Below are 25,416 nucleotides of genomic sequence, written 5' to 3' on the forward strand. Positions count from 1 at the left end.
GGTCATCGTCAAGATTAAATTCAGAAACCCCAATTGCGAAAGCGATTGGGGTTTTGTTTTTAGTAGAAGTTCCCGATTTTGCTGACACGCCCTCCAGTGGCGGGTCTGGCCACAGAATTTCTTGACGACCATAGAGCATTGGAACCACCTGATCCCATCCCGAACTCAGTAGTGAAACGATGCATCGCCGATGGTAGTGTGGGGTTTCCCCATGTGAGAGTAGGTCATCGTCAAGATTGAATTCCGAAACCCCCGTCTGCTTACGCAGACGGGGGTTTTGTTTTTGGGCACGCAAAAAGCCTCCAGACATTTCCGGAAATGAGTTAAGTTTTCTCCCCATGGTGCCGACAGCATGGTGAGCAATGCGTGCACCAAAGTAGAGCAGCCAAAGAACGCAGCCTACGCGCACAACGAATGTTGTACTCGCACGCATCCCCACTTTCGGCATAAGAAGTCTATGACAATGAATCTCAAGTTCAGCCATAAAATCCTTTTGGCCGCCTCCGGTGTCGTGGTTCTCGCCTTTGCGCTGTTTACGTTCTACAACGACTATCTACAGCGCAGTACCATCCGGCAGAACCTCGAGTCCTCCATCCAGCAAGCCGGTGACCTGACCGCCAGCAGCGTGCAGAACTGGTTGGGCGGGCGGATCCTGGTACTGGAGAACCTGGCGCAGAACGTTGCCCATCAGGGCAGCAAGGCCGATTACCCGGGGTTGGTCGATCAACCGGCGTTGACCTCCAACTTCCAGTTCACCTATGTCGGTCAGACCGATGGCACCTTCACCCAGCGTCCCGATGCGAAGATGCCCGACGGCTACGACCCGCGTCAGCGTCCCTGGTACAAGTCCGCCGTCGTCGCGGACAAGACCATGCTCACGCCGCCCTACATGGCCTCGGTCGGCGGGTTGGTGGTGACCATCGCCCTCCCGGTGAAGAGCAACGGGCAACTGCTCGGTGTGGTGGGTGGTGACCTGAGCCTGGAAACCTTGGTGAAGATCATCAACTCGGTAGACTTCGGCGGCATTGGCCAGGCCTTCCTGGTCAGTGGCGACGGCCAGGTAATCGTCAGCCCGGACAAAGACCAGGTGATGAAGAACCTCAAGGACATCTACCCGGGTTCCAGCCTGCGCATTGCCAAAGGCATCCAGGAAGTTACCCTGAACAATCAGGAGCGGATTATCTCGTTCACGCCTGTGGTGGGGTTGCCTTCGGCGGATTGGTACATCGGCCTGTCCATTGATCGAGACAAGGCCTACGCGCCACTCAGCAAGTTCCGCACATCGGCGGTGATCGCGATGTTGATTGCCGTGGTGGCAATCGCAGTGCTGCTGACCCTGTTGATCCAGTTCCTGATGCGTCCGTTGACCACCATGGGTCGTGCGATGCAGGACATTGCCCAGGGCGAAGGCGACCTGACCCGTCGCCTGACCATCGAGAACAAGGACGAATTCGGCGAGCTCGCCGGTTCGTTCAACCAGTTCGTCGAGCGGATTCATGCATCCATCAGTGAAGTGTCCTCGGCCACACGCCAGGTGCATGATTTGTCCCAGCGGGTGATGAACTCGTCGAATGCCTCGATCGTCGGCTCCGATGAGCAAAGCGCGCGGACCAACAGCGTGGCGGCGGCGATCAACGAATTGGGGGCGGCGACCCAGGAAATCGCCCGCAATGCCGCGGACGCTTCGCAACACGCCAGCGGTGCCAGCGAGCAGGCCGATGACGGGCGTCAGGTGGTGGAAAAAACCATCCTGGCGATGACCGAGTTGTCGCAGAAGATCAGCCTGTCCTGCACCCAGATCGAAACGCTGAACGCCAGCACCGACAACATCGGGCACATTCTCGATGTGATCAAGGGCATCTCCCAGCAGACCAACTTGTTGGCCCTCAACGCGGCGATTGAAGCGGCGCGGGCGGGTGAAGCGGGGCGTGGGTTTGCCGTGGTAGCCGATGAGGTGCGTAACCTGGCCCACCGGACCCAGGAATCGGCGGAGGAGATCCACAAGATGATCACCTCGTTGCAGGTCGGTTCGCGGGAAGCGGTGACCACGATGAATGCCAGCCAGGTTTCCAGCGAAGAGAGTGTTGAAGTCGCCAACCAGGCCGGCGCCCGTCTGGTCAGCGTGACCCAGCGGATTACCGAGATCGATGGGATGAACCAGTCGGTGGCGGCCGCGACCGAAGAGCAGACCGCGGTGGTGGAAACCCTCAACGTCGATATCAACCAGATCAACCTGCTGAATCAGCAGGGTGTGGCCAACCTGAATGAAACCTTGAAGGACTGCGATGCACTGGCGCAACAGGCCAGCCGGTTGAAGCAGTTGGTGGACAGTTTCCGGATCTGAGTCCCCGTAGGAGCCGGCTTGCTGGCGATAAGGACGCTGCGGTGTTTCAGGCAGACCGCGTTATCGTTCATCGCCAGCAAGCCGGCTCCTACAGTTCCGCTTTCCACGGATCATTCCGCTCCTACAGGTAACAGCGGCCCCTGTCAGGCCAGCAACGTCCGCACATTGTTCATCGCATCATCGGCAAACCCCTGCACAAAACTGCGGAACCCCGGCAACGCCTCCTCGCCACCGGTCGCCGGTTCGGCAATGATGGTCCAGGTCGCCCGGCTGCGATCGGCATCCAGCGCCTCGACGGTCATCGCCGCCCACAACTGGCCAACCCCCAGGGTGTTGTAGATCGTCGTCCAGGTCATCCGCCGCGCCTGCTCGTCCCGCGAGTTGAGCTGCTCGACCACCAGGTTGCCATCCTTGAAGAATTTCTTGCGCAGCGAGCCGACGCCTTCGCCGGTTGTTTCGGTGTGCTCCAGCGCCGTGATAAAGGCCGCGAATCCACCGAAATCGCCGACCACGGCCCAGACCGAGGCGGCGTCGCGGGCAATCTCCACCGATGACACCAGCGGGCTGCCCTGTGGGTTGCGGATCAGGCTATCGGGTTGCAGGTTGTTCATGATGTAACTCCTTGTGGGTGGGGGTGAATCAGATGAATTGGATCTGTTTGAGGTAGTCGCAGCCCTTGCGCAGCAGCGCCGGGGTCTTGGCCGGGTATTGTTCGCCCATCTCGCGCACGCCGGCGGCGGCATGGGCATGGCCGATGGCCGAGATATCGCCGATGTCCTCTTCGAAACCGTTGAGGTAGAACCCCAGGACTTCGAACAGCGCATTAGCGCTATCGACCCGATGCAGTTGGCCTTGCCAGTCGGCGACACTGACCAGCTGGAAGTCGTGGCCGGCTTCGCGGAACGAGGCCATGTAGTCGGCCCAGCTCAGGGGTTGCGGGTTATGCAGGTTGAACACCCCGTGGGTGCTGGTCCGTCGCCCGTGCACGGCGATAAAGCGGGCGAGGAAGTCCACCGGCATCAGGTCGAAATTGAGCTCCAGGGCGGGCACCTGGCCCAACTGCAATGAGCCCTTGAGCATCAACATCAGTCGGTTCTTGTGGGGCTGGCTGACGCCGGTGCGGCTGTTGAAACTGATATTGCCGGGCCGGTACAGGTTGACCCAGGCGCCTTGCTCGCGAGCCCGCTGCAGAATCCGCTCGCCGACCCACTTGCTCAGGTTGTAGCCGTTGCGGATGTAGATCGGCGGTGTCTGCGCCGCCGGTTGCTCGAGCACCCGGCCCTCGGCATCGACGCTGCTGGAGGCCGACAGCGTCGAGACGAAGTTGAAGATTTTCTTGCTACGGCCTTCGCACAGGCGCAGGCATTCGAACAGCGGGTCGACGTTGTCCGGTGCCAGCGACTCGTAGTCGAGCACGTGATTGACGTTGGCCGCGTTGTGCACCAAGGCGCCGAACTCGCGGTCGATCCGCTCGTAGACCGCTGGTGCCAATCCCAACTGCGCGCGTGTCAGGTCGGCGGCGTAGACTCGCACCCGGCTCAGGTCCAGATGCTCCAGGCGGTTTTCCCGCAGGGCCCGGGCAAAGCGTTCGCTCGCCGGCTCCGTCTTGCTGTCGCGGACCAGGCAGGCGACCTCGACGGCCCCGCCGGCCAGCAGGGCCTCGACCAGATGGACGCCGACAAAACTGTTGGCCCCGGTCACCACCACCTTGTTGACGTCGCCGGCGCGATCGGCGGCCAGCACGTTCAGGCCCAGCTCACGGGAGACGTCGGTCAGGATCTGTTCGCTCAGCGCCTGGGTGGTGGCCGTGCCGCCGACCAGCAGCGCCAGCCGGCACAGGGTCGGTTCCTCGATAAAGCGGTTGATGGAGATGCCCCGGCCATACTGTTCGCGGATCCCCAGCAGCATCTTCGACAACAGGATCGAGTGACCGCCCAGGTTGAAGAAACTCTCGTCGGTGGAAATATCCTCGACCGGCAATTCCAGCAGCTCGGCCCAGAGCGTCAGCAAGCGACTTTCGTCCGCCGTGGCGGGCAGCCGGCGGCGGCTGTTTTCCGGTGTCTCCACCGGCAGCTTGAGCAGCGCTGCGCGGTCGATCTTGCCGTTGCTGGCCGAGGGCATGTCGGCCAGCTCGGTGTAGACGGTCGGTTGCATATAGTCCGGCAGATAGCGTTCGGCATGCTGCCTGAGGGCCTCTTGTCCGGCGGCGGACTGCGGCTGGCTCATGAAGGCCAGTATCCGCCGCCGGGGATCGATGACCACCGCGATCTGCCGGTACAGCCGGCTGTCGCGCAGGCACTGTTCGATCTCCTCCGGCTCGACCCGGAAGCCGCGAATTTTCACCTGATTGTCCCGGCGCCCGCACAGCTCGATGCCTTCGCCGGTCCACTTGGCCATGTCGCCGGTGCGGTAGGCGCGCAGGCTGTCGCTCTGGCCCAGGGTCAGTTGCAGGTAACTGTCGGCGGTCTTGCCGGGGTTGTTCAGGTAACCGAGGCCGACCCCGGGCCCGACGATATACAGCTCGCCGACGGTCTGCTCGGTGACCGGCTGGCGCTGCTCGTCGAGAATCAGCACCTGGCTGTTGGCAATGGGCTGGCCCAGGCTACGATTGCCGGAGCCGGCCTGGAACTGCCTGGCGGTGACCAGCACGGTGGCCTCGGTGGGCCCGTAGAGGTTGTAGAAATGACACTGCGCCGCGAGCTTCTCGATGACATCCGGTTCGCAGACGTCGCCGCCGGTCATCACATGGCTCAGGCCCAGGGGGCTGTCCAGCGGCAGGATGCTCAACAGCGCCGGCGGCAGGAAGGCATGGCTGAGGCGTTGCCCGCGAATCAGTGCCAGCAGTTGCAAGGGATCGCGGCGCTGGTCCTCAGTGGGCACCACCAACTCCGCACCGCGGACCAGGGTCGGGAAAATATCGATCAGCGACGAGTCGAAACTCAAGGTGGAGAACTGCAGGACCCGGCTCTTTTCGCTGAGCTGCACATAGTCGGCATACCAGGCGGTGAAGTGGCTGAGGTTGTGCTGGCTGAGCAGCACGCCTTTGGGTTGTCCGGTGGTGCCCGAGGTATAGAGCGCCAGGCAGGGTGCCTGGGGGGCGCGTACCTGGCGCACCAGGGGCTGATCGGTCGGTTGTTGCGCCAGGCTGCGGACATCCAGGGCCGGCAGATGCTCGGCCAGTGGCGATTGCCCGTCGTGCAGCAACAGGCTGGCGCCGGCATCCTTGAGGACGAACAGTTGGCGTTGCAGCGGGTGGCCCGGGTCCAGCGGCAGATACACCGCGCCAGCCCCGAGAATGGCCAGGATGCTGGCGTACAACGCGGCACTCTTGTGCTGGCAGAGCCCGATCACCGGCGGCTCGGCGAAAGGTCCCAGGACGTCGAGCCGGGCCAGCAGTGCTTGCTGGATCGTTCGGCTCAGGTCGTGCAGCTCCCGATAGCTCAGCGACACCCCGTCCAGGGTCAGTGCAGGGCGGTCGGCGAAGTGCAGCAGGCTGGCTTCGATATGTTCGATGACCGAGACCTGGGCCAGGGCCAGCAATTCGGGACGTGCGGTCCGGTTGAAACGATGCTCGAAGGCCAGCGTCTCAAGCCTGCACAGGTCCTGTTCCGGGTGCGCCGAGACCGAGGGCAATGTGGCGGCCTCGGAAAAGTACTCGGCATCGCGGGAATAGCGACTGACCTGCAAAGCCACCTGCTCCACCAGGGCCTGGATCGCGGCGAGGCGTAGCGCCTGGCCGTTCCCCGAGCCGTCCTGGTCGACGCCCAGGCGTTGGATCAGGCGACTTCCAGCATCTTCGACCAGGCGGCAAAGCAGGTTCAGTTCGGGCAGGCCCTGGGGCGTTGGCGGGCCTTGTTCCAGGCGCAGGGCCAGGTGCAGGCAGGCACCGAGGTCACGCCGCCAACTGGCGGGCAACGCCAGGCTGCCATCTTCGATCAACAGATCCGCCGCGCCCGGCGGTTGTGCTTCGATGGCTTGTGCATGACTCAGGCGTTGAATCGAATGACCGTGCTGTTCCAGCTCGCGGAGCAATTCATCCAGCGCCTGGCTGCTGCCGACGAGCAAAAGGGTGAGACGTCTCATGATGATCTCCTTGGCTAGATCAGGTAGTCGCTCAAGGCGTCCTGAACACAGGGCGAATCGAGCAGCGAGCTGTTGCGCAGGAAGCGCACGATATTGATCACCAGCGGATGGTGGCGATTGATCGGATACGCCAGCCCCGATGCCTCGCGCCTGAGGGCCTGGCGAATCTCTTCACTTACCGGCAGGTGCTCGATCACGCGAAAGTCGAAGGCCTTCTGGATGTCATTGGTCAGGTAATGCACGATGAACACCGGCAGGATCTGCGCGATCAGATCGCGGTCGTCCTCGCTCGCGGTCTGCCAGTAGATCCGCACCAGCCGGGTCCAGAACCCGGCATGCCGGCCTTCGTCGAGCAGGTGGTCGGCCATCAGGCCCTTGATCGAGGGCTTGATCGTCTCGTCCTTGGCAAAGGCCGCAACATCGTTGGTCACGGTGTTTTCCGAAATCGCCACGCAGATCAGTTCCATGGCCGCCTGCAAATGCTCGGGGGCCATGCCCATGGCCGCCGGTATCGCCCGGCTCAGCTCGATTTCCTCGGGCAGTGCGAGGGGCTCGATGCCGGTCATGGCCACGGTCTGCTGCATGAAGTCCATGGCCACCAGGGCGTGATAATCCTCGTCCACCACCACGGTCATGGCGTCATAACGACAGGCGAACGGGAAGGCGATCGGGAAACGCCCCTTGGCAATGCTGCGCGCCGTACGGTCGACGATATCGGTCTCGAAAATCACCACGTCGTTGATGAATTTGTAGAGGCTCTGCAGCAGCACGAAATCTCGCTGCTCCGGGCACAGGGTCAGGAAGCTTTCGCTGCTGACCAGCGGCTGGCGACTCAACGGATAGATCAGCCGGTCGTCGTCCTCGAGCAGGCGCCGTGGACGGGTGCGGATGCTGGCGCGACTTTCCCAGGACTCGGCGAAGGAGGTGTACTCGGCGGCGTTCATGAGATCGCCACCTCGACTGCGCGCTCCTTCAGGCTCGACTGCAAGCCGTCCCACAGCGCCAGGCGGCTGTCCACGGCCGCCAGGGCGGCGCTGTAGATCTCTGCTTCGCGCTGCGGCTGACCATCCACCAGGCGTTCCAGCAAGTGTTCGGCCGCCGGTCCATGGTCCTCGGAGTCGACATCGATGTGGCGTTGCAGGTAGTAGCGCAACGTCGGGGCCTGGGCCTGGTCGATACCCCATTCATCGAGAATGCGTTGGAACATGTGCGGGATAACACTTTCCCGGCCATGCAGAAAGGCTGCGGCGACCTGATGAGCCGAGGCGCCGAGGGCGATGTCGAGGGTGTTTCTGACAAAGCCGATCACCATCGGTGCGGCGTTTACCGTGCGCAGCGCGGTGTCGACCGTGACGCCTTCACGCAGCAATTCGATGAAGCGTTCGATGGCTGCCGTGCTGGCGCCCACCTCGCGCATGGCTTCCAGGTACAACTCGAAGTGGCTGCAATGGCCGGGGCCTTCGCGTTGATCGGATTCCTCGCCCAGGACAATCTCATTGATCAGGCGCGCGGCCTGGGGATCCTTGGGGGGGAGCCAGGGCAAGGTGGTACAGGTCAGTTCCTGTTGCAAGCGCTTGGTCAGCGACATGAAGTCCCAGACCGCAAAGACATGCACTTCCATGAACCGCCGAAGTAGTGAAAGTGAATGGATCTCACTGAATACAGGGTGTTGGGTCAGTTGTTCTTTACGGGCGTCGAGAAGGGATTTTAGTGCGCTCATTTAATATCACCACGTGTCTGCGAAGTTGAAAGGGCTGTGACAGGTTGCACGGTGTCTTCTCATCAATCTGGCGGTAAAGCCGTCGGCATTGGCTAACGGCCGGCCGAACAGAGTCCTCAATAAGAAATTGAAAGTATCGAGAGCAATTACGGCGTATTTAAAAGACGCCCAGGTGTCATCGTGAAAACGGTTTGAGCGTATTTTGTTTGGTGTTGCGGGGCGCCTATGTCTAGGCTGGCAAAGGCCTTGTTGACAGGGGTTGCCCGAAAGCCATTAAAAATTAATACAAATAATCAGCACGGATCAAGTTATTTTTAGAACAATCGTAAGTTGTATTTTTTAACAGGCGAGTGTTGCCGTGCACACGAGTGATCGCATGTTTTTAGGGGTGAGAGTGCCCCTTCCGAGTCATAACGATCAGAATTTAAATGAATGATTAAATGCCTCATTCATATGGCTCTCAGCGGAGTGGGTTAATAGTTTGATAGGCGTGGCCGATACACGGCTGAACCGTACTTCCGGCGCGTGGAAGTGCTCCTTGGTGAGTGAGGTAATCCAAAAGTTACAGGCGCAGAACCGTACGTCACTCGCCCCTTCATTATCGGTGAGCAAGCCTGTGCCCAAACGGGTAGTTCTGCTATCGCCGGAAGAGGCGAAACCTGTCCGAAGCGGTGAATAGATAGGGTCATCCCGCATGGCAGGGCATGCGCCCAAGCTTTACTTCACGAATCTGCAAAACAGCGGATGACAGCCTGTCGGCACCGCCGTCGTCGTTCACGGGCAACCCGTCACGTCAGCCCGTGGGCTGGCGTGCACGTCGGTAAAACAGCAGGCCATGGGCACTGCGAGCGTATCGGCTCAGGGGATCAAGGCCGGGTTTTGGCCAGGTAGCGCAGAATCACTTCAATGCCCCGTTGCAGGTGGTGCCGCAGGTTCTCCATGCACACCTCGATCTCGCCGGCTCGTGCGGCGTGCAGGAGGGCGCGGTGGTCGTCCTGGGAGAGTTTGCCCAGCCCCATGGCTGACAGGTTGAAACGCAGGAAGCGTTCCTCTTCCACCAGGCCCTGCTCGATCAGTTTCAACAGTTTGTGATTGGGCGCCTTGCTGTAGAGGCCCATGTGGAACAAACGGTTGAGCCGTCCGACCTGGGTATAGTCCTGTTCGGTTTCCAGCAGATCGATATACGCCTCGATTTGCTTGAAGTCGTTGTCATCGAGCAAGGGAATCGACAGGCGCAGGGCCTCGGTCTCCAGCAGGATGCGCAAGTCGTAGGCTTCGATGGAGTTATCGACGATCAATGGTGCAACCACGGCGCCCTTGTGATGCACCACATGCAGGAGTTCCTGGGCTTCGAGCTGGCGCAGGGCCTCACGCACGGGCATGCGGCTGACGCCGAACAGTGTCGCCAGTTCCTGTTGGCGCAAGGCCAGGCCACAGGGAAGACGTCCGTCCAGGATTGCGTTGCGCAAGGTCTCCTCTATCACCGCCCGGGCCAGGTGGGCGGGTATAGGTCCATTGACGTGAACGCTGTTCAAGGGATTCAGTTTTTCCGCCACGCGACTACTCTGTTTTTAACAAGGTTGAAGGGTGATCCGATGGCACACTAGAAGCTGCCCGGGTGCTTGTCAAACCGTCCATTTTCTGCACCTGAGGCGCGCGATGACGGATGATTGCATGGTGCCATTCTCTTTCACCAGCCCCCCCTGAAACTATCAATCGATTCCCAAGTGGCTGTAGGGACTCGCCCTCTTGGCGATGCGTATTGCTTCCCACTGCTCCAGTGTTTTGCACAAGGTTCCAGAACCCGGGTTTTCAAGGCGCTCGAGCTTGTGGGAGAGGTCTTTGGGGCGCGCGGAAAAGTACCCATCAGCCACCCGCTCACCCATGAAAAACGTCCTATTGATATTCCTTAATAGTATTTAAGTTATCGCTCTTATATCTATATGGTCATATTCCTGCGTGCCCACCGCCTCGCTGGTGCGCCGTATGAACTGAACCCACACGCGTCCGCGTGAGTGTCTGATCACCGCGTGCACCTCTGAGCGTGCCCCGCGCAGGAGCCTTTATATGTCTTTGTCTTCTTCTGTTTCGAGTGTGCCGGATGCGCCTGCACAACCCTTCGACGTCCGCCCCTTTGCTGGCGCCGTGGGCGCTGAAATCGTCGGCCTCGATTTGAGCCAGCCGCTTAACGACCAGGATTTTGCCCGTATTCACCGCGCGCACCTGGATCATCACGTGGTGGTGTTCCGCGACCAGCGTATCAGCCCCGAACAACAGATCGCCTTCAGCCGCCGTTTCGGCGTGTTGCAGATCCATGTGCTCAAGCAATTCCTGCTGGCCGGGCACCCGGAGATCCTGATCGTCTCCAACATCATCGAAAACGGTCAGAACATTGGCCTGGGTGATGCGGGCAAGTTCTGGCATTCCGATCTCTCCTATAAGGAGCTGCCGAGCCTGGGCTCGATGCTGCACGCCCAGGAGTTGCCGGACGAAGGCGGCGACACCCTGTTTGCCGACCAGCACAAGGCCTGGGACAACTTGCCCGAGACCCTGCGCAAGGCCGTGGAAGGCCGTTCGGCGGCGCACTCCTACACGGCGCGTTACAGCGAGACCAAATTCGAAGGCAACTGGCGGCCGACCCTGACCCCGGAGCAATTGGCCCAGGTTGCCGAGGTGGTGCATCCCATCGTGCGCACCCACCCGGAGACCGGGCGCAAGGGGCTGTTTGTCAGCGAGGGTTTCACCACGCGGATTGTCGGCCTGCCGGAAGATGAAAGCCGCCAGCTGCTGAGCGAGCTCTACGCCCACAGCGTGCTGCCGGAAAACATCTACCGCCATCAATGGCAGCCCCACGACCTGGTGTTCTGGGATAACCGCTCGCTGGTGCACCTGGCCGCCGGTTGCCCGAGCCACCTGCGCCGCAAGCTCTTTCGCACCACCATCCAGGGCGATGCCCCGTTCTGACCTGATTGCTTCAAGGAGCATCCCCATGCCTGCACCCTTTGCGTTGTGGCCGAAACTCGGCCGCCTGACCACCTCCGTCGGCCTTGGCTTGAGCCTGTTGGCCGGTAGCCTGCTGGTGCCCGCCACGGCCCAGGCCGAGGGCGAAATCCGCGTCGCCGAACAGTTCGGCATCGTCTACCTGCTGCTCAACGTGGTGCGCGACCAGCATCTGATCGAGAAATACGGCAAGGCCGAAGGCATCGATATCAAGGTCGACTGGACCCAACTGTCCGGTGGTGCGGCGATCAATGACGCGCTGCTGTCCGGTTCGGTGGATATCGCCGGTGCCGGTGTCGGGCCGTTGCTGACCATCTGGGATCGCACCTACGGCAAGCAGAACGTCAGGGCCGTGGCCTCGCTGGGCAACTTTCCCTACTACCTGGTGAGCAACAACCCGAAGGTCAAGACCATCGCCGACTTCACCGACCAGGACCGCATCGCCTTGCCGGCGGTCGGTGTGTCCGTGCAGTCGCGCTTCCTGCAATACGCGGCGGCCAAGCAGTGGGGCGACAAGGAATTCAATCGCCTGGACAAATACACCGTCGCCATTCCGCATCCTGATGCCACGGCGGCCTTGATCGCCGGCGGTACCGAATTGACCGGGCACTTCTCCAACCCGCCGTTCCAGGAGCAGGCGCTGGAAAACCCCAACGTGCATGTGGTGCTCAACAGCTACGACCTGCTGGGGCCGAACTCGCCGACGGTGTTGTTCGCCACCGAGAAATTCCGCAACGACAACCCGAAAACCTACAAGGCCTTCGTCGATGCCCTGGCTGAGGCGGCCGACTTCGCGCAGAAGGACAAAGGCGCGGCGGCGGACACCTACCTGCGGGTGACCAAGGCCAAGATCGACCGTGCGGCGTTGCTGAAAATCATCGACAACCCGCAGTTCGAATTCAGCGTGACGCCCAAGAACACCTACCCACTGGCTGAGTTTCTCTACCGCGTGGGCGCCATCAAGCACAAGCCGGAGTCGTGGAAGGATTACTTCTTCGAGGACGCCAAACTACTGCAAGGGAGCTGACCGACATGAATGCCCCCTTGCAAGGCCACACGGCCAGCAAACCGAGCGTCGCTACCCCGGCGTTGCTGGCGGTCGATCAGGTCAGCCTGGAGTACCGCACCCCGGCGCGGGTGGTGCGGGCAACGCACCAGGTCAGTTTTGAAGTCGACCGCGAAGATCGTTTTGTTCTGCTCGGGCCTTCGGGCTGCGGCAAGTCGACCTTGCTCAAGGCGGTGGCCGGGTTTATCCGGCCCTGCGAAGGCGAGATCCGCCTGCAAGGCCAGGTGGTCAACGAACCGGGACCGGACCGTATCGTGGTGTTCCAGGAGTTCGACCAACTGCCGCCCTGGAAGACGGTCAAGCAGAACGTGATGTTTCCGCTGTTGGCGTCCGGCACCCTCAAGCGCCGGGAGGCTGAAGAGCGGGCGCTGCATTATCTGGAAAAGGTCGGTTTGGCGGCGTTTGCCGATGCTTACCCGCACACCTTGTCCGGCGGCATGAAAGCTCGGGTGGCGATTGCCCGGGCCTTGGCGATGCAACCGAAAATCCTGCTGATGGACGAGCCCTTCGCCGCTCTCGATGCGCTGACCCGGCGCAAGATGCAGGAGGAGTTGCTGCAACTCTGGGAAGAGGTGCGCTTCACCCTGCTGTTCGTCACCCACTCGATTGAAGAGGCGCTGGTGGTGGGCAATCGGATTCTGTTGTTGTCACCCCATCCGGGCCGGGTGCGGGCGGAGATCCACAGCCATCAGTACGACTTGCACAGCCTGGGTGGTGTCGAGTTCCAGGCGTCGGCGCGACGGATTCACCGGCTGCTGTTCGACGAAACCCCGCAGGCTGAAACCGAACTGGATTTCGCCGATATCCGCATCGCCTATTAAGCGGCTGGAGGAATGCCCGATGAGTCTTTCATCCCCTGTGCGTGAAGAATATGAAGTGGCCCTGGAGCCCTTGCTCGAAGTCCCATTGGAGCGCGAATTGCCGCTGGGCCAACGGTTGTGGCAGCAGGGTTGGCTGCGTAAAAGCCTGATCCTGATTCTGTTGGCGATTCTCTGGGAGGCGGCGGCGCGTTATCAGAACAACGACCTGCTGCTGCCGAGTTTTCTGCAGACGGCGAGTGCGTTGTATGACGGCCTGATCAGTGGTGAGTTGCTGGGCAAGGTGTGGATTTCCCTGGTGGTGCTGATCAAGGGCTATGTGCTGGGGATTGTCCTGGCGTTTGCCTTGACGACCCTGGCGGTGTCGACCCAGTTCGGTCGGGATCTGCTGAGTACCCTGACCTCGATGTTCAACCCTTTGCCGGCGATTGCGCTGTTGCCGTTGGCGTTGCTCTGGTTCGGGTTGGGGCAGAACAGCCTGATTTTCGTGCTGGTGCACTCGGTGCTCTGGGCCTTGGCGCTGAATACCTATGCGGGGTTTCTCGGGGTCTCGGAGACGTTGCGCATGGCGGGGCGCAATTATGGTTTGAAGGGTTTGCGTTTTGTGCTGTTTATCCTGATTCCGGCGGCGTTGCCCTCGATTCTGGCGGGGCTGAAGATTGGTTGGGCGTTTGCCTGGCGGACGCTGATCGCGGCCGAGTTGGTGTTTGGCGCCACGAGTGGCAAGGGCGGATTGGGTTGGTACATCTTCCAGAACCGCAACGAGCTGTATACCGACAAGGTATTTGCCGGATTGGCGGTGGTGATCTTGATTGGTCTGCTGGTGGAGAATCTAGTGTTCGACACCTTGGAGCGGGTGACGGTGAAGCGCTGGGGGATGCAGCGGTGATTTGAGGGATTTGTCTCCCTACTCGGTCTATCAGCCGAAGCGAGATTTGTGGTGAGCGGGCTTGCCCGCGCTGGGGCGCGAAGCGGCCCCAAAACCGGTGCATGCGGTCTATCAGGCAGACCGAGGTGACCGGATTTGCGACTGCTTCGCAGCCGAGCGCGGGCAAGCCCGCTCGCCACAAGACCGCACTTGGCTTCACATTTCATTGGGGCCTGCCCGCGAGGGCGCCTTCAACTCAAGCGCTCTGGGTCAGCCCACATTCCCCGCTGTCGACGTCTCATCAATCACCGAGTCGACCCACGACTGCGCCAACTCAATCAGATGCACCGTGCCCATCGCCAACTTGCGCTTCTCTCCATCGAGTTGATCGGCGGACTCATAAGCCGTGGCCGCCATCGATTGCCGTTCTCACGCGGCAAAGGGTGGCAGCTGTACACAGGGTGAGAATACCGGACAGTAGGCAACCGGCCAGACCGAGGTCTGCCTGCGCACAGCCGCCATGACACGTTTTCAGATGAAAAGGCGTTCGTAACGAAAGTGGCGCTGATGCGCTTACTGAGCACGGGTTCTCACGCCCGATCGCTGATTTTGCAGCGATAAGACGAAGACTAGTGAGCGCTTCCAGCAGGCGCAAGGCGAAAGGATTTTCTAGGAAACTTCATGCAAGGGAAAGGGAATTGTCCGGTGATCAGGGGTTCTGCAAAAACACCACATACCCCCGAAACCACTCATTCCCCTTCAAATACCCCGGTGCCTGCCACTCACCGCCCTGGATCAAACCGATCTTGAACGGCATCCCCAGCCGGTTCATCCGGGGCAGATACGCGGCGTAGTCGGGAATGCTCTGCCGCCCCTGATACGTCTGCACCACCACCTCATCCACCACACCCTTGAGCTGGGCAATGGCGGTCGGGTCGGCGTTGCTGCTCCAGTCCATCAGCCCGGTAATACTCAGGCGCAAATCCGCCGGCAGCCGCTGGCGCAGGTCGCGCAGGAAGGCGGCATATTCATTGAGGTAGCGGGTACGGGCGTCGAAGTCGATCTGGATGCCGACCACCGGGTTGCCCGCCTGTTGCCAGCGCTTCACCTGGCCGAGCAACTGCTGATAAACCAACTCCGGCCAACGCAGGGTGTGGGCGCGATAGACCACCCAGACCTCGCCCCGGGTCAGGCGCGGAATCGCAATGCCCTGGGCGATAAAGTTGACCGTCCGCTGCGGCGACCGCCGCGATTCGCTGACCTGGCCTTGCAGGATGTACAAACTCCGGGCCTGGCTCAGCACCGGCTGCGGGGCGACGCCGCTCCACAGCCAGAAACTGTCGTAGTCCCGCGCATCGACCGCCGCCCGGGCATCTGCGAACGCCAGCAGCCCGGCCAGCAACAGCCAGCGCCAGCGACCCACGGGCATTTACCAGAAGTACTGCAGCGACTTGCCCCACTGGGTGCTGGCATAGCTGGTTTTAAGTTGCTTGAACCAGGCCTTGCGCTGCGCCGGTGTCACCTCTTTCCCGCCGCAGCTGTTATAGCCCGACGGTGCATAGCAGTTGATCGCCCGGAACAGCGCGTAGGCCTTGTCGGTGGAGGGTGCCTTGGCATCGGCGATCACGCTCTGGTAACCGTCGAGACGCGAGAAGGTGGCGCCCTTGAACAAGGACGGCGTGCCGCCCAGTTCGTCCTTGCTGCGCTGGCTGTCCAGGGGCATGCCGTCCAGGCTGTTGCGCAGGATGAACTCGCCGAGGCAGTTCAGCGCCTGGGGTTGTTTGCTGTCGCCTTGCAAGGTCGCTGCGGTCTCGGCAATGGTCGGGCAGGCATAACCGGATTCGGCCTTGGCGCCACTCCAGCGGAACAGCTTGAGCGGCAGGCCGCCGCTGTAGGTGTAACCCAGGGACGCGCCCAACTTGGTGTCGGACGGTTCGGCGGGCAACTGTTTGAGGTCAGCTGCGAAATCCGCGTAATGGCCCAGGCGCAGGTCCTTGTAGAGCAGCACGAACAGGGCCGTGTCTCGCTCGGTGGAGGCTTCGCCCTGGGCGACCTGGCGCAGCAGGCCGGCATCGGCGATATGCCGCAGCAGGATGGCGCGCACCTGTACGGTCTTGATCGGCGAGTCGCCGGCAAAGACCTTGGCCACCTGCTGGTTACGTTCGTAGTGATTGGCCAGGGCCAGTTCGACTTGTTCACGTTGCAGCGGCTGCCGGGCTTGTGGCAACAGTTGCAGCCAGAGGGCTTCGGCGCCGTTCGGGTCCTGTTTCGCTTCCAGGGCCAGGCCGCGCAGCATCTGCTGGCTGAAGGCGAGGTAGTCGAGTTTCGCCGGGATCTCGGTCGGCAGGGTCTTGAGCGCCAGCTCCGGGTTTTTCGCCACGTATAGCTGGAACGCCGCCTGCAGGTAGTCGTACAGCGCCGGTTGCGCGGCGAAGATCGGTTTCTGCTTTTGCAAGATTTCCAGGGTCAGCTTGGGCGTGGCGTTCTCGCCATAACCGGGGCGCATGCCCATCAGGTCGTCGAGGGCCTGGAACAGCGGCTGGTCAACCTGGCCGCTGCCAAACAGCATCTTGTTGTCGATCTCCTGCACCAGCTCGTCGGGCGTTACGTTGCGCTGTTCGGCCTTGGCCTGGCCCAACTGCCAGAGGTATTCGGCCGCCTGCTTCTCGGAATCCCCCGCCAACCAGTAGACCCGGCGCAACAGGCCACGGGCGGAGGTCGCGTAGAGGCCCTCGGGCCAGGTGCCGAGGTAATGCTGGAAACCCTCTTCGGCCAGCTTCAGTTGGGCCGGGTCGGCGTCTTCCTTGGTCGGCATGCCGTCGCTGTCGAAGGTATTCTGCTGCGCCAGGTTGAGGGCGGTGCGCGCCTGCATGTACTGGGCGGTTTCCTTCAGCCAGGGTTGCGGGCTGTCGCTCAGGCTGGCGAAGGCCTGGGCGGCGTCGGCGAAGCGTCCGCTGTAGAAGCTGATGGCACCGTTCAGGTAGCTGGCAAATGCCTGGCCCTGAGCCGATTGCACGGCGGGCACCAGGCTCGCTTGCTGGGCCGGTTCCCAGGCGCAGGTGTCGAGCATCTGCACCCGGCCGCGGGCCAGGGCCTGGCGCTCGGGGTCTGGCAACTCGGGGCTGGCCAGCAGTTGGTTGATAAAGGTCGTGGCGCTGTCGGCATCGTTGCTGCGGCAGCGTCCGCCCTCGCCAGACAGCAGGCTGACGACGTTTTCGCCGTGGTCGCGGGTGATACCGAGCTTGGTCAGGGCCTCGTCGAGAGGCGAGGCCACCGGCGTGCCTGGTGCGGCGCTGACGGCTGGCGGCGGCGGGCTGTCGAGGCGGCTATTGGCGAACGGCACCGGACCGAAACCGGTGTTCAGGTCTTCCTCGTTCAGCGGGTTCGGCGCCAGGGGCAGGGTGCCCTGATCGGCCAGCAGCAGGCGCAGGTTGACCCGGCTGTCGTTGCCCGGGCTCAGGAACGTCAGGTTGCTGCAGCCGTCGAGGCCGTACTTGATCATCGACCAGTGCGGGTAGCAGGTGTCGTCGGAGCTGGCCTGGGCCAGGGAGCAGAAGCTGGCACCCACCGCCAGCGCCAGAGATGTCAGAAGACCGATACGCATGAATTGTCCCTAATTCCATAAACGAGCGGCAGCGAGGCCGGGAGTGGCGCGAATAATACCGAAGGTGGGTGACAACACCTATGCTTGTACAGCGCGAGGCATTGAAGGCTGTGATCTGCCGCACATCGGCGGCAGGTAGCAGGATAGTGGCAATTTGCTTGACGCTTACCCAGTCTTCCGTAGACTCGCGATTGTCCGACAAGGAGTCACCTTATGCAGTATTTGCGGGTTGTTTTATTAGGGTTGTCCTGCATGGCATGCCAGGTCCAGGCACAAACGCCGGTCGAGGCTGACCCGCTGCTGGATAACAACAATGCTGCCGCGACGCATGTCGTCGCCGCCAGCGAGGCCCGTGGTGTTTTGCGCGCCCGTGACCAGGCGATGCTCGCCAGCGAGCTGTCGGGGCGCATCGTCGAGTTGCCGTTCAGCGAAGGCGAGACCTTCAAGCAGGGCGACACCCTGGCTCGCTTCGATTGTTCGGCCTATCAGGCCCAGCTCAACGCGGCCCAGGCCGCCAGTCGCGGTGCCAGTGAGGAGTTGGCTCACAACAAACAGTTGGCTTCGTTGAACTCCGTCGGCCGCTTCGAAGTGGCCCGCGCCGAGGCCAAGCTCGCCGAAACCCAGGCCCAGTCCCAGGTCTACCAGGTGCAGGTCAAGCGTTGCAGCGTGATCGCGCCCTATGACGGCCAGGTCGTGCAGCGCAAGGTCCAGCGTTATGAGAGCGTCTCGGCCGGTTCGCCCATGCTCGAGATCGTCGACAACCGCACCCTGGAAATCCACCTGCTGGTGCCGTCGCGTTGGATGGGCAAGCTCAAGGCCGGGCAGACCTTCAGCTTCGTGCCGGACGAAACCGGTCAACCCTTGACCGCCACCATCAAGCGCCTGGGTGCGCGGATCGATGAAGGCAGCCAGACCCTGTTGCTGGTGGCCAGCCTGCCCAAGGCCGACGGCCTGTTGGCGGGCATGAGCGGCACCGCGCGTTTCGAGGCGCTGAAGTGAACGCCCCTGTCGCGGGCGCCGTGGAGCGGGTGTTCGCCCAGTTTCTCGACCTCGAACGCCTGACCCGCGCCGCCCGTACCACCGAACAGCTGGCTTATAGCCTGGTCAACGACGGCCAGGCGTTGTTCGGCTTTCGCCATGCCGCCCTGCTGATCGCCGGCAAGGTGCGGGCGGTGACCGGGGTCAGCTCGGTGGAGCCGAATGCGCCGTTTGTCGCCTTTGTCGAACACGCCGTGGCACAGATCTTCAAGCTGGAGCGGGCGAAACCCGCGACCGTGGTGCCGATGGAGGCGTTCACCGCCGCGGTGCGCGAAGACTGGCAGAGCCTGTCGGCGCCCCAGGTGTTCTGGTTGCCGCTGCTCGATCACAAAGGCGAAGTCTTTGGTGGCCTCTGGCTGGCCCGGGATAATCCCTGGAGTCCTTCCGAACAGGTGCTGCTGGCGCAATTGGGCGATACCTACAGCCATGCCTGGCTGGCCTTGCAGCCGCGCCGACCCTGGCGCCTGCGTTTCACCCGCAAGCGCCAGGCGTTGCTGGTGGCGCTTGCGTTGTTGAGCCTGCTGATTCCGGTGCGCCAGTCGGTGCTGGCGCCGGCCGAGGTCGTGCCGCTGGCCGGTCGGGTGGTGGCGGCTCCGCTGGATGGGGTGATTGCCGAGTTCCTGGTCAAACCCAACCAGACGGTGAAGACCGGCGACCTGCTGGTGCGCTTCGAAAGCACCACCCTCAAGGCCCAGGCCGATGTGGCCCAGCGTGCTCTCGGGGTGGCCGAAGCCGAATTGAAGGCCAATGCCCAGCGGGCCTTTGCCGATGCCGAGTCGAGTTCGAAAGTCGATTTGCTGGCGGCGCGGGTCGAGCAGAAACGCGCCGAACGCGATTACGCCGCCGAATTGCTCAAACGTAGTGAAGTCCGCGCCGAACGTGACGGTATCGCGGTGTTTGCCGATGCCGAGCGCTGGACCGGCAAGCCGGTCCAGACCGGTGAGCGACTGATGGAAATCGCCGACCCGACCCAGGCCGAACTGCGCATCGAGTTGGCCGTCGGCGATGCCATCGCCCTGGCGTCCGACGCCGAGGTGGCCTTGTTCCTCGACAGCGATCCCTTGCAGCGTTACTCGGCGAAACTGGAGCGGGTGGCCTACGAGGCGCAGGCGACCCCGGCCGGGCAGTTGGCCTATCGCCTGGATGCCAGCTTCAGCGATACCCCGGTACCGCGCATCGGCTTGCGCGGTACGGCGAAACTCTTCGGTCAGCGCGCGCCGCTGGCCTTGTACCTGCTGCGCCGGCCCTTGGCCGGGCTGCGCCAGAGTGTCGGGCTGTAATGAACCTGCCCAGCCTGCGCGCGGATCTGCAGCTCACTGCGGCTGCCCCGGCGCTGGACGGTTCGCCGCGCTGGACCCTGGCCGACCCGGTGCGCGGGCGTTATTTCAAACTCGGCGTCCAGGCCATCCGCCTGCTGCGGCATTGGTCACTGGGTGATCCGGCGCAGGTGCTGCAAGCGGCGAACCGCGAGCCGGGCCTGCCCTTGGGCGACCCGGAGTTGGAGCAATTGCTGGGCTTTTTACGCGCCCACGACCTGATCGCCGCGCTGGACCCGCAACAGCGCGCCAGCTACGCCTGGAAAGCCGCCGCGTTGCGCCAGAGCCTGTGGCAGATGGCGTTGCACCAGTACCTGTTTTTTCGCATTCCGCTGTGGCGCCCGGATGCCTTCCTCAACCGCGCCTGGCCGTGGCTGCAACGTTTCGGCCCGCGCCTGCTGCGCTACGGCCTGCCGGCCACCCTGGGGCTGGGGGTGTTTCTGGTCTCGCGGGACTGGGAGCGTTTTCTCTCGACCTTTCCGCACCTGTTCAGCCTCGGCGGAGCCATGGCCTTCGGCATCGCGCTGTTCTTCGCCAAGCTCTGCCATGAGTTCGGCCATGCCTTCATGGCCAAGCGCGCCGGGTGTCGGGTGCAGAGCATGGGCGTGGCTTTTATGGTCATGCTGCCGTTGTTCTACACCGATGTCAGCGATGCCTGGCGGATCAACGACCGCAAGGCGCGCTTATTGATCGGTGCCGGCGGGGTCATGGCCGAGATGCTGTTGGCCTGTATCGCCCTGCTGGCCTGGTCGCTTTTACCGGATGGGCCGGCGCGCACGGCGGCGTTCATGCTCGCCAGCGCCACCTGGCTGACCACCCTGGCGGTCAACCTCAACCCGTTCATGCGCTTCGACGGTTACTTTCTGCTCAGCGACTTCTGGGAAATCGACAACCTCCAGGGTCGGGCCTTCGCCCTCTGCCGTTGGCGCTTGCGCGAGGCGTTGTTCGGCTACGACGCGCCGGCTCCGGAACCCTGGCCGCCGGCCATGCGCCGCCGGCTGTTGTGGTGGGGGTTCCTCTCCTGGTTGTGGCGGGCGGCGCTGTTTTTCGGGATCGCCCTGGCGGTCTATCACCTGTTCTTCAAGTTGCTGGGCATTTTCCTGATGATGGTGGAACTGGGCTGGTTCATCTTTCTGCCGATTTTCAAGGAGACCCGCGAATGGTGGTCGCGCCGTGAACAGGCGCATACCCCGCGGGTGCTGCTCAGCGGCTTGGGCCTGCTGGCGCTGCTGTTGCTGGTGGCGCTGCCCTGGCGCAGCAGTGTGGAAATACCGGTGATGCTCGAGGCCGGGCGGGTCACGGCGTTGCACGCGCCGGTCGCCGCGCGGGTCAAGCAGGTCAACGTGCACGACGGGCAGATGATTGAGGCGGGCACGGTGCTGGTGGAACTGGAGTCGCCGGATGTCGACTCGCGGTTGATCATCGTGCGCCGTGAAATCGATATCCTGCAATTGCAGATGCGCCGTCAGGCCGGACGCAGCGAAACCGCGGCGGATGTCGGCATTCTCGAGCAGCGACTGGCGGAGGCGGTGGCCGAATACCGGGGGTTGCAGGCCCGCCGTGAGCGTTTGTTGTTACGGGCGCCGCAAGCCGGCCAGGTGCGCGACCTGCTGCCGCAATTGACCGCCGGGCGCTGGGTGTCGACCAAGGAACCGCTGGCGCGGGTCGTCGAGGGCGGCACCCGTGTGCGCGGTTATCTGGCCGAAGAGGACTTGTGGCGGGTCGAACCGGGAGCCAGGGGCCGTTTTGTCGCCGACGACCCGATGCGTCCGGCCTGGCCGCTGGAGCTGCTGGACGTCGACGCCAATGGCGTGGCGGCCATCGACCAGGAAGCCCTGACCTCCGATCACCACGGCCCGATTGCCGTGCGTCGCGATGAAAACCGTCGCCCGGAGCCGGTGCAGGCGCAATACGGCGCCCGCCTGCGGTTGCTCGAGGACGTGCCTGCGCCGAGCCATCCTTTGCGGGGCGTGGCGGTGTTGCAAGGGCGCAGTGAGTCTCTATTGGGCACGGCCTGGCGGCGAATGGCCGCCTTGGGTGTGCGGGAGAGTGGTTTCTAGTCATTACAACGGTTCAGGGAGTACAACCGATGTTGAACAATTCGTCTGCCGCCGGTTTGTCCATGCGGCCCTCGCGGCCTACCGATGGGCCTTTTCTGCAGAGTCTCTATAAGTCGGCCCGTCCCGAGTTGCAGTGGATCGACGCCGATTCCGAGGTGGTCGAGCAGGTGATCGCCCAGCAATTCCAGGTGCAGGAGCGGGGGATCGGCGATAACTTCCCCGATGCGATTCACTATGTGGTGGAAAAGCTCGACACCCCCATCGGCGTGCTCAGCGCCGACTTCGGCCCCAATGAAATCCGCGTGCTGTACCTGGCGTTTATCCCGGCAGCCCGTGGCAAGGGTTTTGGTCGCAGCGTGCTGCAAGGGGTGCAGAAAGCCGCCGAGCAGGTGCGCTGCCCGGTGGCGACGGTGGTCTGGGCGAGTAATCCCCAGGCGCGCCAGCATTACCTGGCGCTGGGGTTTCGGGTGGAAGAGAGTTCGCCGGGGGCTGACCGTCTGGTCTGGTACCCGGGTTTCAGTTGAAGACGATATTGAAGTAACCCAGGGCCGGATCACGGCCCAGGGGCGGCTCGCGGGACACGAAGACCGCGTCTACGCGGCCCAACTGCGGTAACTCCAGGGCACACAGGCCGTCGACGAACGCCGTCGGTTCCAGGCTGCGTAACACGACGGTGAAGGGTTCCCGGCTGCTTTCCGGCAGGCGTGATTGCGGGCGCAGCGCGATCGCCTCGATCTCGATCGGCAGCAGACTGCCGTCAGGCAGGTGCAGCGGGCAGTGTTGTTTCATCAACGCCTGGAAGTGTTCACTTGAAACCTGTTGCAGCATCGATATTCTCCGTCATATACGGTAAATGGGGCGTGTCTCGATCATTGTGGGAGCTGGCTTGCCGGCGATGAGGCCCTTGAGCCTTACCGCGCCTTTCGGAACACCATCGCTGGCAAGCCGCTCCTACAGGTTTCTCGGCTGATCAGTTACGGGACGGGAAAAGCCCTTGCAGGGCGATGCTGAAGTTCACCACCAGATAGGGGTTCATCGTCGTTACGGGCAAGCCGGCCCCGGGGATGTTCATGGTGCCGCCGATGGTGGTGGTGGCGCCTTTCAGGGGGACCGGCGAGGCGCCTTGCGCATCGGAGTAGATTGCGGCCGAGGGCGGGCCGGAAGGGGTGGACGCACCGATATAGGCGTTGGTGGTTGTCGGGGTGGTGACCGGGTTGCTCGCGACGCTCACCAGATTGATGGTGGTGCTGACGGTCAGGCCGCTGGTGGGAATCGATTGCGGCGGCAGGTTGCTGCTCAGGATGGAGACCTTTTCGGTGCCGCTGGACTCACCCATGACCCGGGTCGTCAGGCCTGGCCCGGTGCCCTGGGAAATCGGCAGGCGACTTTGCAGGTTGGGCAGGCCGAAGTTCTGCTGGCCATTGCCACCGTAGGTTGTGCCCATCAGGGTGAACAACGCCTGGTACTGCTGCAGATTGAGTAGTTGGCCGTTGCAAAGAGCCCAACCGTTAGGGGCGAAGTTGAAGCCGAACATCTGGATATTGCCGAGAAATACGTCCATAGATCCTTATCCTTCAGCTGCGTTAAGTGAAGTGCCTTGCCCGTTGGACGGGCTGCGTAGGCCGCCGGTCCGGGTCTGCTGTGCACCGTTTGGAAGCGTAGTCGCTGTCTCGCTCCGTGCCCGGTTTTTTGCATGGTCAAGGTCGTGATGGGAACAGTCAGGCAAGTCGATGTCGTTCTAGCCTACAATCACCGCGTCATACCCCTGCAAGCGGGTGCAGTTGTCGATTTCTAGAGGATGGTGATGGGCGTTCCGAGCAATGATGAAGTAGCAAAGCGACTTTACGGTCAGCCTGTCACGCATCCGCAATCCCTTGTCCAACTGCTTCGTCAACCCTGGCTGATAGCCCTCATGCTACTGGCCGTGGCGTTACGTCTTTATGAACTGACGGCCTCGGCGATCTGGGGCGACGAAGGCTCCAGCGTGCTATTGGCCCAGTTCCCGCTGGCCGGCATCTGGTCCCATGCGTCCCATGATGTACATCCGCCGCTGTATTTCATGCTGCTGCACGCCTGGATTGGCCTGTTCGGCGACTCCATCCTGTCGATCCGGATGATGAGCGCGGTGCCGGGGGTGATCACGGTGCTGCTCGGCACCTGGCTGGCGCACCTGGTCGCCAGCCGGCGGGCGACGGTGCTGACCTGCCTGCTGCTGACCCTGTTGCCCACGGCCGTGCGCTACAGCCAGGAAATACGCATGTATTCGCTGATGGGCGTGTGGCTGCTGGGGGCGACCATCGCGCTGGTGTACTGGGTCCGCGAGCCCGCGCGCAAACGTTATCTGGTGATCTATGCGCTGCTGATGGCGGCCTCGTTCTATACCCACTATTTCTCGGCGTTGTGCGTGCTCTCGCACTGGCTCTACCTGCTGCTGATCCGCCCGCAACCGGGCAGCGCGCACCGCTACATCGCCCGGCGCGAGTGGTGGCTGGCCAACGTGGCGATCGTGCTGCTGTTCCTGCCCTGGTTACCGGGGTTGATCGACCTGGTGCGGCACATGGAGGAGTTGAAGGTGGGCGGCGATGTCGGCTGGGAACCACCGGTCACCTTGCGCTCGCTGCCGTCGATGATCTGGCAACTGATGGCACAGGACGATGGGGAAGGCATGCCGCTGTGGCTGTTCGTGACGTTGCCGAGCGTGGTGGTGACCGTGATGGGGTTCCTCGTCTGGACTGACCGCAATCACTACCGCTTCGACACCCTGTTGGTGATCTACAGTGCACTGCCGTTGCTGTTGGTATTCGCCATTTCCTTTGTCTCGCCGGTGTTTATCGAGCGTTACCTGACCGTGCCGGCCCTCGGCTTGCCGATTATCCTGGCCCTGGCCATCGACCGTCTGGCGCGGCGCTTCAAGGTCCTGGCCGCGCTCCTGCTGGTGGCGGTCCTGGCGGTGGAGGGCGCTGGTCTGAAGAACAACTACACCGTGGACGCCGGTGATCAGTTCAACAATATGGTCGAGTACATGAACCAGCACACCGTCGCCGGCGACCAGGTGGTGCTGGGCGACATGTTCTGGCTGCTCACCTGGGGCTACTACGACAAGAGCGCCACGGCGCCACGCCTGTACACGCCGCCCACCGCCAAGGGCGTATCAACCCGGCCCAACAGCTACGGTTTCGGCACCCTGGTCGATGAAAACGCCGGTGTCTATCTCGACCATCTGGAAGAGCTGCCTGAGGGTAATGGTCGGGTCTGGCTGGTGATGAGCCGGGTGGCGCCGGATGAATTTCCGTCCATTCCGGTCAATTGGCGAAAAATTGACCAGCATGCCGGTGGCGATACCCAGGCGGTTTTATATGAGGTTTGTCATCCTTCATGTAGTGATGACTCACCGCAATAGGCTTGATTTAGAGCGGTCAGGTCGCGTTTAAGGTTCATAAGCACCTTTGTTTATGAACCTTTTAGACGTAAAGCGCTGATGGCTGATATCAAAATACTA

The 25,416-nt window shown here is 62.3% G+C and carries 20 protein-coding genes and 1 rRNA gene; 11 read left to right on the forward strand and 10 right to left on the reverse strand.

Annotated elements, in window-relative coordinates:
• Positions 1 to 120 precede the first annotated feature (120 nt).
• Positions 121 to 236 (forward strand): 5S ribosomal RNA (gene rrf / locus HX866_RS32035).
• 227 nt (positions 237 to 463) lie between these two features.
• Positions 464 to 2,344: a methyl-accepting chemotaxis protein gene (locus HX866_RS32040; protein ID WP_177091281.1), complete on the forward strand. Its 1,881-nt coding sequence runs from the start codon at positions 464 to 466 to the stop codon at positions 2,342 to 2,344.
• Positions 2,345 to 2,487: 143 nt separating this feature from the next.
• Here the strand turns inward: HX866_RS32040 and HX866_RS32045 are convergent, their stop codons facing one another.
• The 5 genes from HX866_RS32045 to HX866_RS32065 form a co-directional block, all read right to left on the reverse strand.
• Positions 2,488 to 2,955, reverse strand: a complete 468-nt coding sequence (locus HX866_RS32045) for an SRPBCC family protein (protein WP_177091279.1) — start codon at positions 2,953 to 2,955, stop codon at positions 2,488 to 2,490.
• A 28-nt stretch (positions 2,956 to 2,983) separates the two neighbouring features.
• Entirely contained in the window at positions 2,984 to 6,427 is a 3,444-nt protein-coding gene (locus HX866_RS32050; protein ID WP_177141113.1) for an amino acid adenylation domain-containing protein, read from the reverse strand.
• Between the two features lie 14 nt (positions 6,428 to 6,441).
• Positions 6,442 to 7,371: a diiron oxygenase gene (locus HX866_RS32055; RefSeq protein ID WP_177099507.1), complete on the reverse strand. Its 930-nt coding sequence runs from the start codon at positions 7,369 to 7,371 to the stop codon at positions 6,442 to 6,444.
• Positions 7,368 to 8,147: a DUF3050 domain-containing protein gene (locus HX866_RS32060; RefSeq protein ID WP_177091273.1), complete on the reverse strand. Its 780-nt coding sequence runs from the start codon at positions 8,145 to 8,147 to the stop codon at positions 7,368 to 7,370. Before HX866_RS32060 ends, HX866_RS32055 begins: the two co-directional genes overlap by 4 nt.
• 866 nt (positions 8,148 to 9,013) lie before the next feature.
• Positions 9,014 to 9,703 (reverse strand): GntR family transcriptional regulator, encoded by a 690-nt coding sequence (locus HX866_RS32065; RefSeq protein ID WP_177091271.1) that lies wholly within the window; start codon positions 9,701 to 9,703, stop codon positions 9,014 to 9,016.
• A 511-nt stretch (positions 9,704 to 10,214) separates the two neighbouring features.
• Here HX866_RS32065 and HX866_RS32070 point away from each other — a divergent pair.
• From HX866_RS32070 to HX866_RS32085, 4 genes are read left to right on the forward strand one after another with little or no spacing between them, the layout of a single operon-like run.
• Entirely contained in the window at positions 10,215 to 11,111 is an 897-nt protein-coding gene (locus HX866_RS32070) for a TauD/TfdA dioxygenase family protein (protein WP_177124961.1), read from the forward strand.
• 25 nt (positions 11,112 to 11,136) lie between these two features.
• On the forward strand, positions 11,137 to 12,174 hold the full coding sequence (locus HX866_RS32075) for an ABC transporter substrate-binding protein (RefSeq protein WP_177141114.1): 1,038 nt from the start codon (positions 11,137 to 11,139) through the stop codon (positions 12,172 to 12,174).
• Positions 12,175 to 12,179: 5 nt separating this feature from the next.
• Positions 12,180 to 13,034, forward strand: a complete 855-nt coding sequence (locus tag HX866_RS32080) for an ABC transporter ATP-binding protein (protein ID WP_177091265.1) — start codon at positions 12,180 to 12,182, stop codon at positions 13,032 to 13,034.
• A gap of 19 nt (positions 13,035 to 13,053) precedes the next feature.
• Positions 13,054 to 13,920 (forward strand): ABC transporter permease, encoded by an 867-nt coding sequence (locus HX866_RS32085; protein WP_177099498.1) that lies wholly within the window; start codon positions 13,054 to 13,056, stop codon positions 13,918 to 13,920.
• Positions 13,921 to 14,169: 249 nt separating this feature from the next.
• Here HX866_RS32085 and HX866_RS34980 read toward each other — a convergent pair whose 3' ends face one another.
• The 3 genes from HX866_RS34980 to HX866_RS32095 form a co-directional block, all read right to left on the reverse strand.
• Positions 14,170 to 14,316 carry a DUF6124 family protein gene (locus tag HX866_RS34980; protein ID WP_177091260.1) on the reverse strand — a complete coding sequence of 49 codons (147 nt, stop codon included), beginning with the start codon at positions 14,314 to 14,316 and terminating at the stop codon, positions 14,170 to 14,172.
• A 292-nt stretch (positions 14,317 to 14,608) separates the two neighbouring features.
• Positions 14,609 to 15,328 (reverse strand): DUF3142 domain-containing protein, encoded by a 720-nt coding sequence (locus HX866_RS32090; protein WP_177141115.1) that lies wholly within the window; start codon positions 15,326 to 15,328, stop codon positions 14,609 to 14,611.
• On the reverse strand, positions 15,329 to 17,503 hold the full coding sequence (locus HX866_RS32095) for an outer membrane assembly lipoprotein YfiO (protein WP_177141116.1): 2,175 nt from the start codon (positions 17,501 to 17,503) through the stop codon (positions 15,329 to 15,331).
• A gap of 213 nt (positions 17,504 to 17,716) precedes the next feature.
• Here HX866_RS32095 and HX866_RS32100 point away from each other — a divergent pair, with 213 nt between their 5' ends.
• The 4 genes from HX866_RS32100 to HX866_RS32115 are packed head-to-tail and all read left to right on the forward strand — an operon-like array spanning position 17,717 to position 22,441.
• Positions 17,717 to 18,502, forward strand: a complete 786-nt coding sequence (locus tag HX866_RS32100) for an efflux RND transporter periplasmic adaptor subunit (protein WP_177126006.1) — start codon at positions 17,717 to 17,719, stop codon at positions 18,500 to 18,502.
• Positions 18,499 to 19,821: an efflux RND transporter periplasmic adaptor subunit gene (locus HX866_RS32105; protein ID WP_177141117.1), complete on the forward strand. Its 1,323-nt coding sequence runs from the start codon at positions 18,499 to 18,501 to the stop codon at positions 19,819 to 19,821. Before HX866_RS32100 ends, HX866_RS32105 begins: the two co-directional genes overlap by 4 nt.
• On the forward strand, positions 19,821 to 21,917 hold the full coding sequence (locus HX866_RS32110) for an HlyD family efflux transporter periplasmic adaptor subunit (protein ID WP_177141118.1): 2,097 nt from the start codon (positions 19,821 to 19,823) through the stop codon (positions 21,915 to 21,917). Before HX866_RS32105 ends, HX866_RS32110 begins: the two co-directional genes overlap by 1 nt.
• Positions 21,918 to 21,946: 29 nt before the next feature.
• Positions 21,947 to 22,441 (forward strand): GNAT family N-acetyltransferase, encoded by a 495-nt coding sequence (locus HX866_RS32115; protein ID WP_177141119.1) that lies wholly within the window; start codon positions 21,947 to 21,949, stop codon positions 22,439 to 22,441.
• Here HX866_RS32115 and HX866_RS32120 read toward each other — a convergent pair.
• On the reverse strand, positions 22,434 to 22,745 hold the full coding sequence (locus HX866_RS32120; protein WP_177091246.1) for a DUF6916 family protein: 312 nt from the start codon (positions 22,743 to 22,745) through the stop codon (positions 22,434 to 22,436). The two genes, HX866_RS32115 and HX866_RS32120, sit on opposite strands and share 8 nt — an antisense overlap.
• A gap of 142 nt (positions 22,746 to 22,887) precedes the next feature.
• Positions 22,888 to 23,478: a phage tail protein gene (locus HX866_RS32125; RefSeq protein ID WP_177091244.1), complete on the reverse strand. Its 591-nt coding sequence runs from the start codon at positions 23,476 to 23,478 to the stop codon at positions 22,888 to 22,890.
• A 243-nt stretch (positions 23,479 to 23,721) separates the two neighbouring features.
• Here HX866_RS32125 and HX866_RS32130 point away from each other — a divergent pair, with 243 nt between their 5' ends.
• Positions 23,722 to 25,317 carry a glycosyltransferase family 39 protein gene (locus HX866_RS32130; RefSeq protein ID WP_177091242.1) on the forward strand — a complete coding sequence of 532 codons (1,596 nt, stop codon included), beginning with the start codon at positions 23,722 to 23,724 and terminating at the stop codon, positions 25,315 to 25,317.
• Positions 25,318 to 25,416 lie beyond the last annotated feature (99 nt).

This window comes from Pseudomonas gingeri, assembly GCF_013386165.1.
In the GTDB taxonomy this organism is placed as follows: domain Bacteria; phylum Pseudomonadota; class Gammaproteobacteria; order Pseudomonadales; family Pseudomonadaceae; genus Aquipseudomonas; species Aquipseudomonas gingeri_C.

Bases quoted from the DNA above. Each gene is read 5' to 3' on its own strand.
- HX866_RS32040 (WP_177091281.1), top strand. From the start codon at position 464: ATGAATCTCAAGTTCAGCCATAAAATCCTTTTGGCCGCCTCCGGTGTC.
- HX866_RS32045 (WP_177091279.1), bottom strand. From the start codon at position 2,955: ATGAACAACCTGCAACCCGATAGCCTGATCCGCAACCCACAGGGCAGC.
- HX866_RS32050 (WP_177141113.1), bottom strand. From the start codon at position 6,427: ATGAGACGTCTCACCCTTTTGCTCGTCGGCAGCAGCCAGGCGCTGGAT.
- HX866_RS32055 (WP_177099507.1), bottom strand. From the start codon at position 7,371: ATGAACGCCGCCGAGTACACCTCCTTCGCCGAGTCCTGGGAAAGTCGC.
- HX866_RS32060 (WP_177091273.1), bottom strand. From the start codon at position 8,147: ATGAGCGCACTAAAATCCCTTCTCGACGCCCGTAAAGAACAACTGACC.
- HX866_RS32070 (WP_177124961.1), top strand. From the start codon at position 10,215: ATGTCTTTGTCTTCTTCTGTTTCGAGTGTGCCGGATGCGCCTGCACAA.
- HX866_RS32075 (WP_177141114.1), top strand. From the start codon at position 11,137: ATGCCTGCACCCTTTGCGTTGTGGCCGAAACTCGGCCGCCTGACCACC.
- HX866_RS32080 (WP_177091265.1), top strand. From the start codon at position 12,180: ATGAATGCCCCCTTGCAAGGCCACACGGCCAGCAAACCGAGCGTCGCT.
- HX866_RS32085 (WP_177099498.1), top strand. From the start codon at position 13,054: ATGAGTCTTTCATCCCCTGTGCGTGAAGAATATGAAGTGGCCCTGGAG.
- HX866_RS34980 (WP_177091260.1), bottom strand. From the start codon at position 14,316: ATGGCGGCCACGGCTTATGAGTCCGCCGATCAACTCGATGGAGAGAAG.
- HX866_RS32090 (WP_177141115.1), bottom strand. From the start codon at position 15,328: ATGCCCGTGGGTCGCTGGCGCTGGCTGTTGCTGGCCGGGCTGCTGGCG.
- HX866_RS32095 (WP_177141116.1), bottom strand. From the start codon at position 17,503: ATGCGTATCGGTCTTCTGACATCTCTGGCGCTGGCGGTGGGTGCCAGC.
- HX866_RS32100 (WP_177126006.1), top strand. From the start codon at position 17,717: ATGCAGTATTTGCGGGTTGTTTTATTAGGGTTGTCCTGCATGGCATGC.
- HX866_RS32110 (WP_177141118.1), top strand. From the start codon at position 19,821: ATGAACCTGCCCAGCCTGCGCGCGGATCTGCAGCTCACTGCGGCTGCC.
- HX866_RS32115 (WP_177141119.1), top strand. From the start codon at position 21,947: ATGTTGAACAATTCGTCTGCCGCCGGTTTGTCCATGCGGCCCTCGCGG.
- HX866_RS32120 (WP_177091246.1), bottom strand. From the start codon at position 22,745: ATGCTGCAACAGGTTTCAAGTGAACACTTCCAGGCGTTGATGAAACAA.
- HX866_RS32125 (WP_177091244.1), bottom strand. From the start codon at position 23,478: ATGGACGTATTTCTCGGCAATATCCAGATGTTCGGCTTCAACTTCGCC.
- HX866_RS32130 (WP_177091242.1), top strand. From the start codon at position 23,722: ATGGGCGTTCCGAGCAATGATGAAGTAGCAAAGCGACTTTACGGTCAG.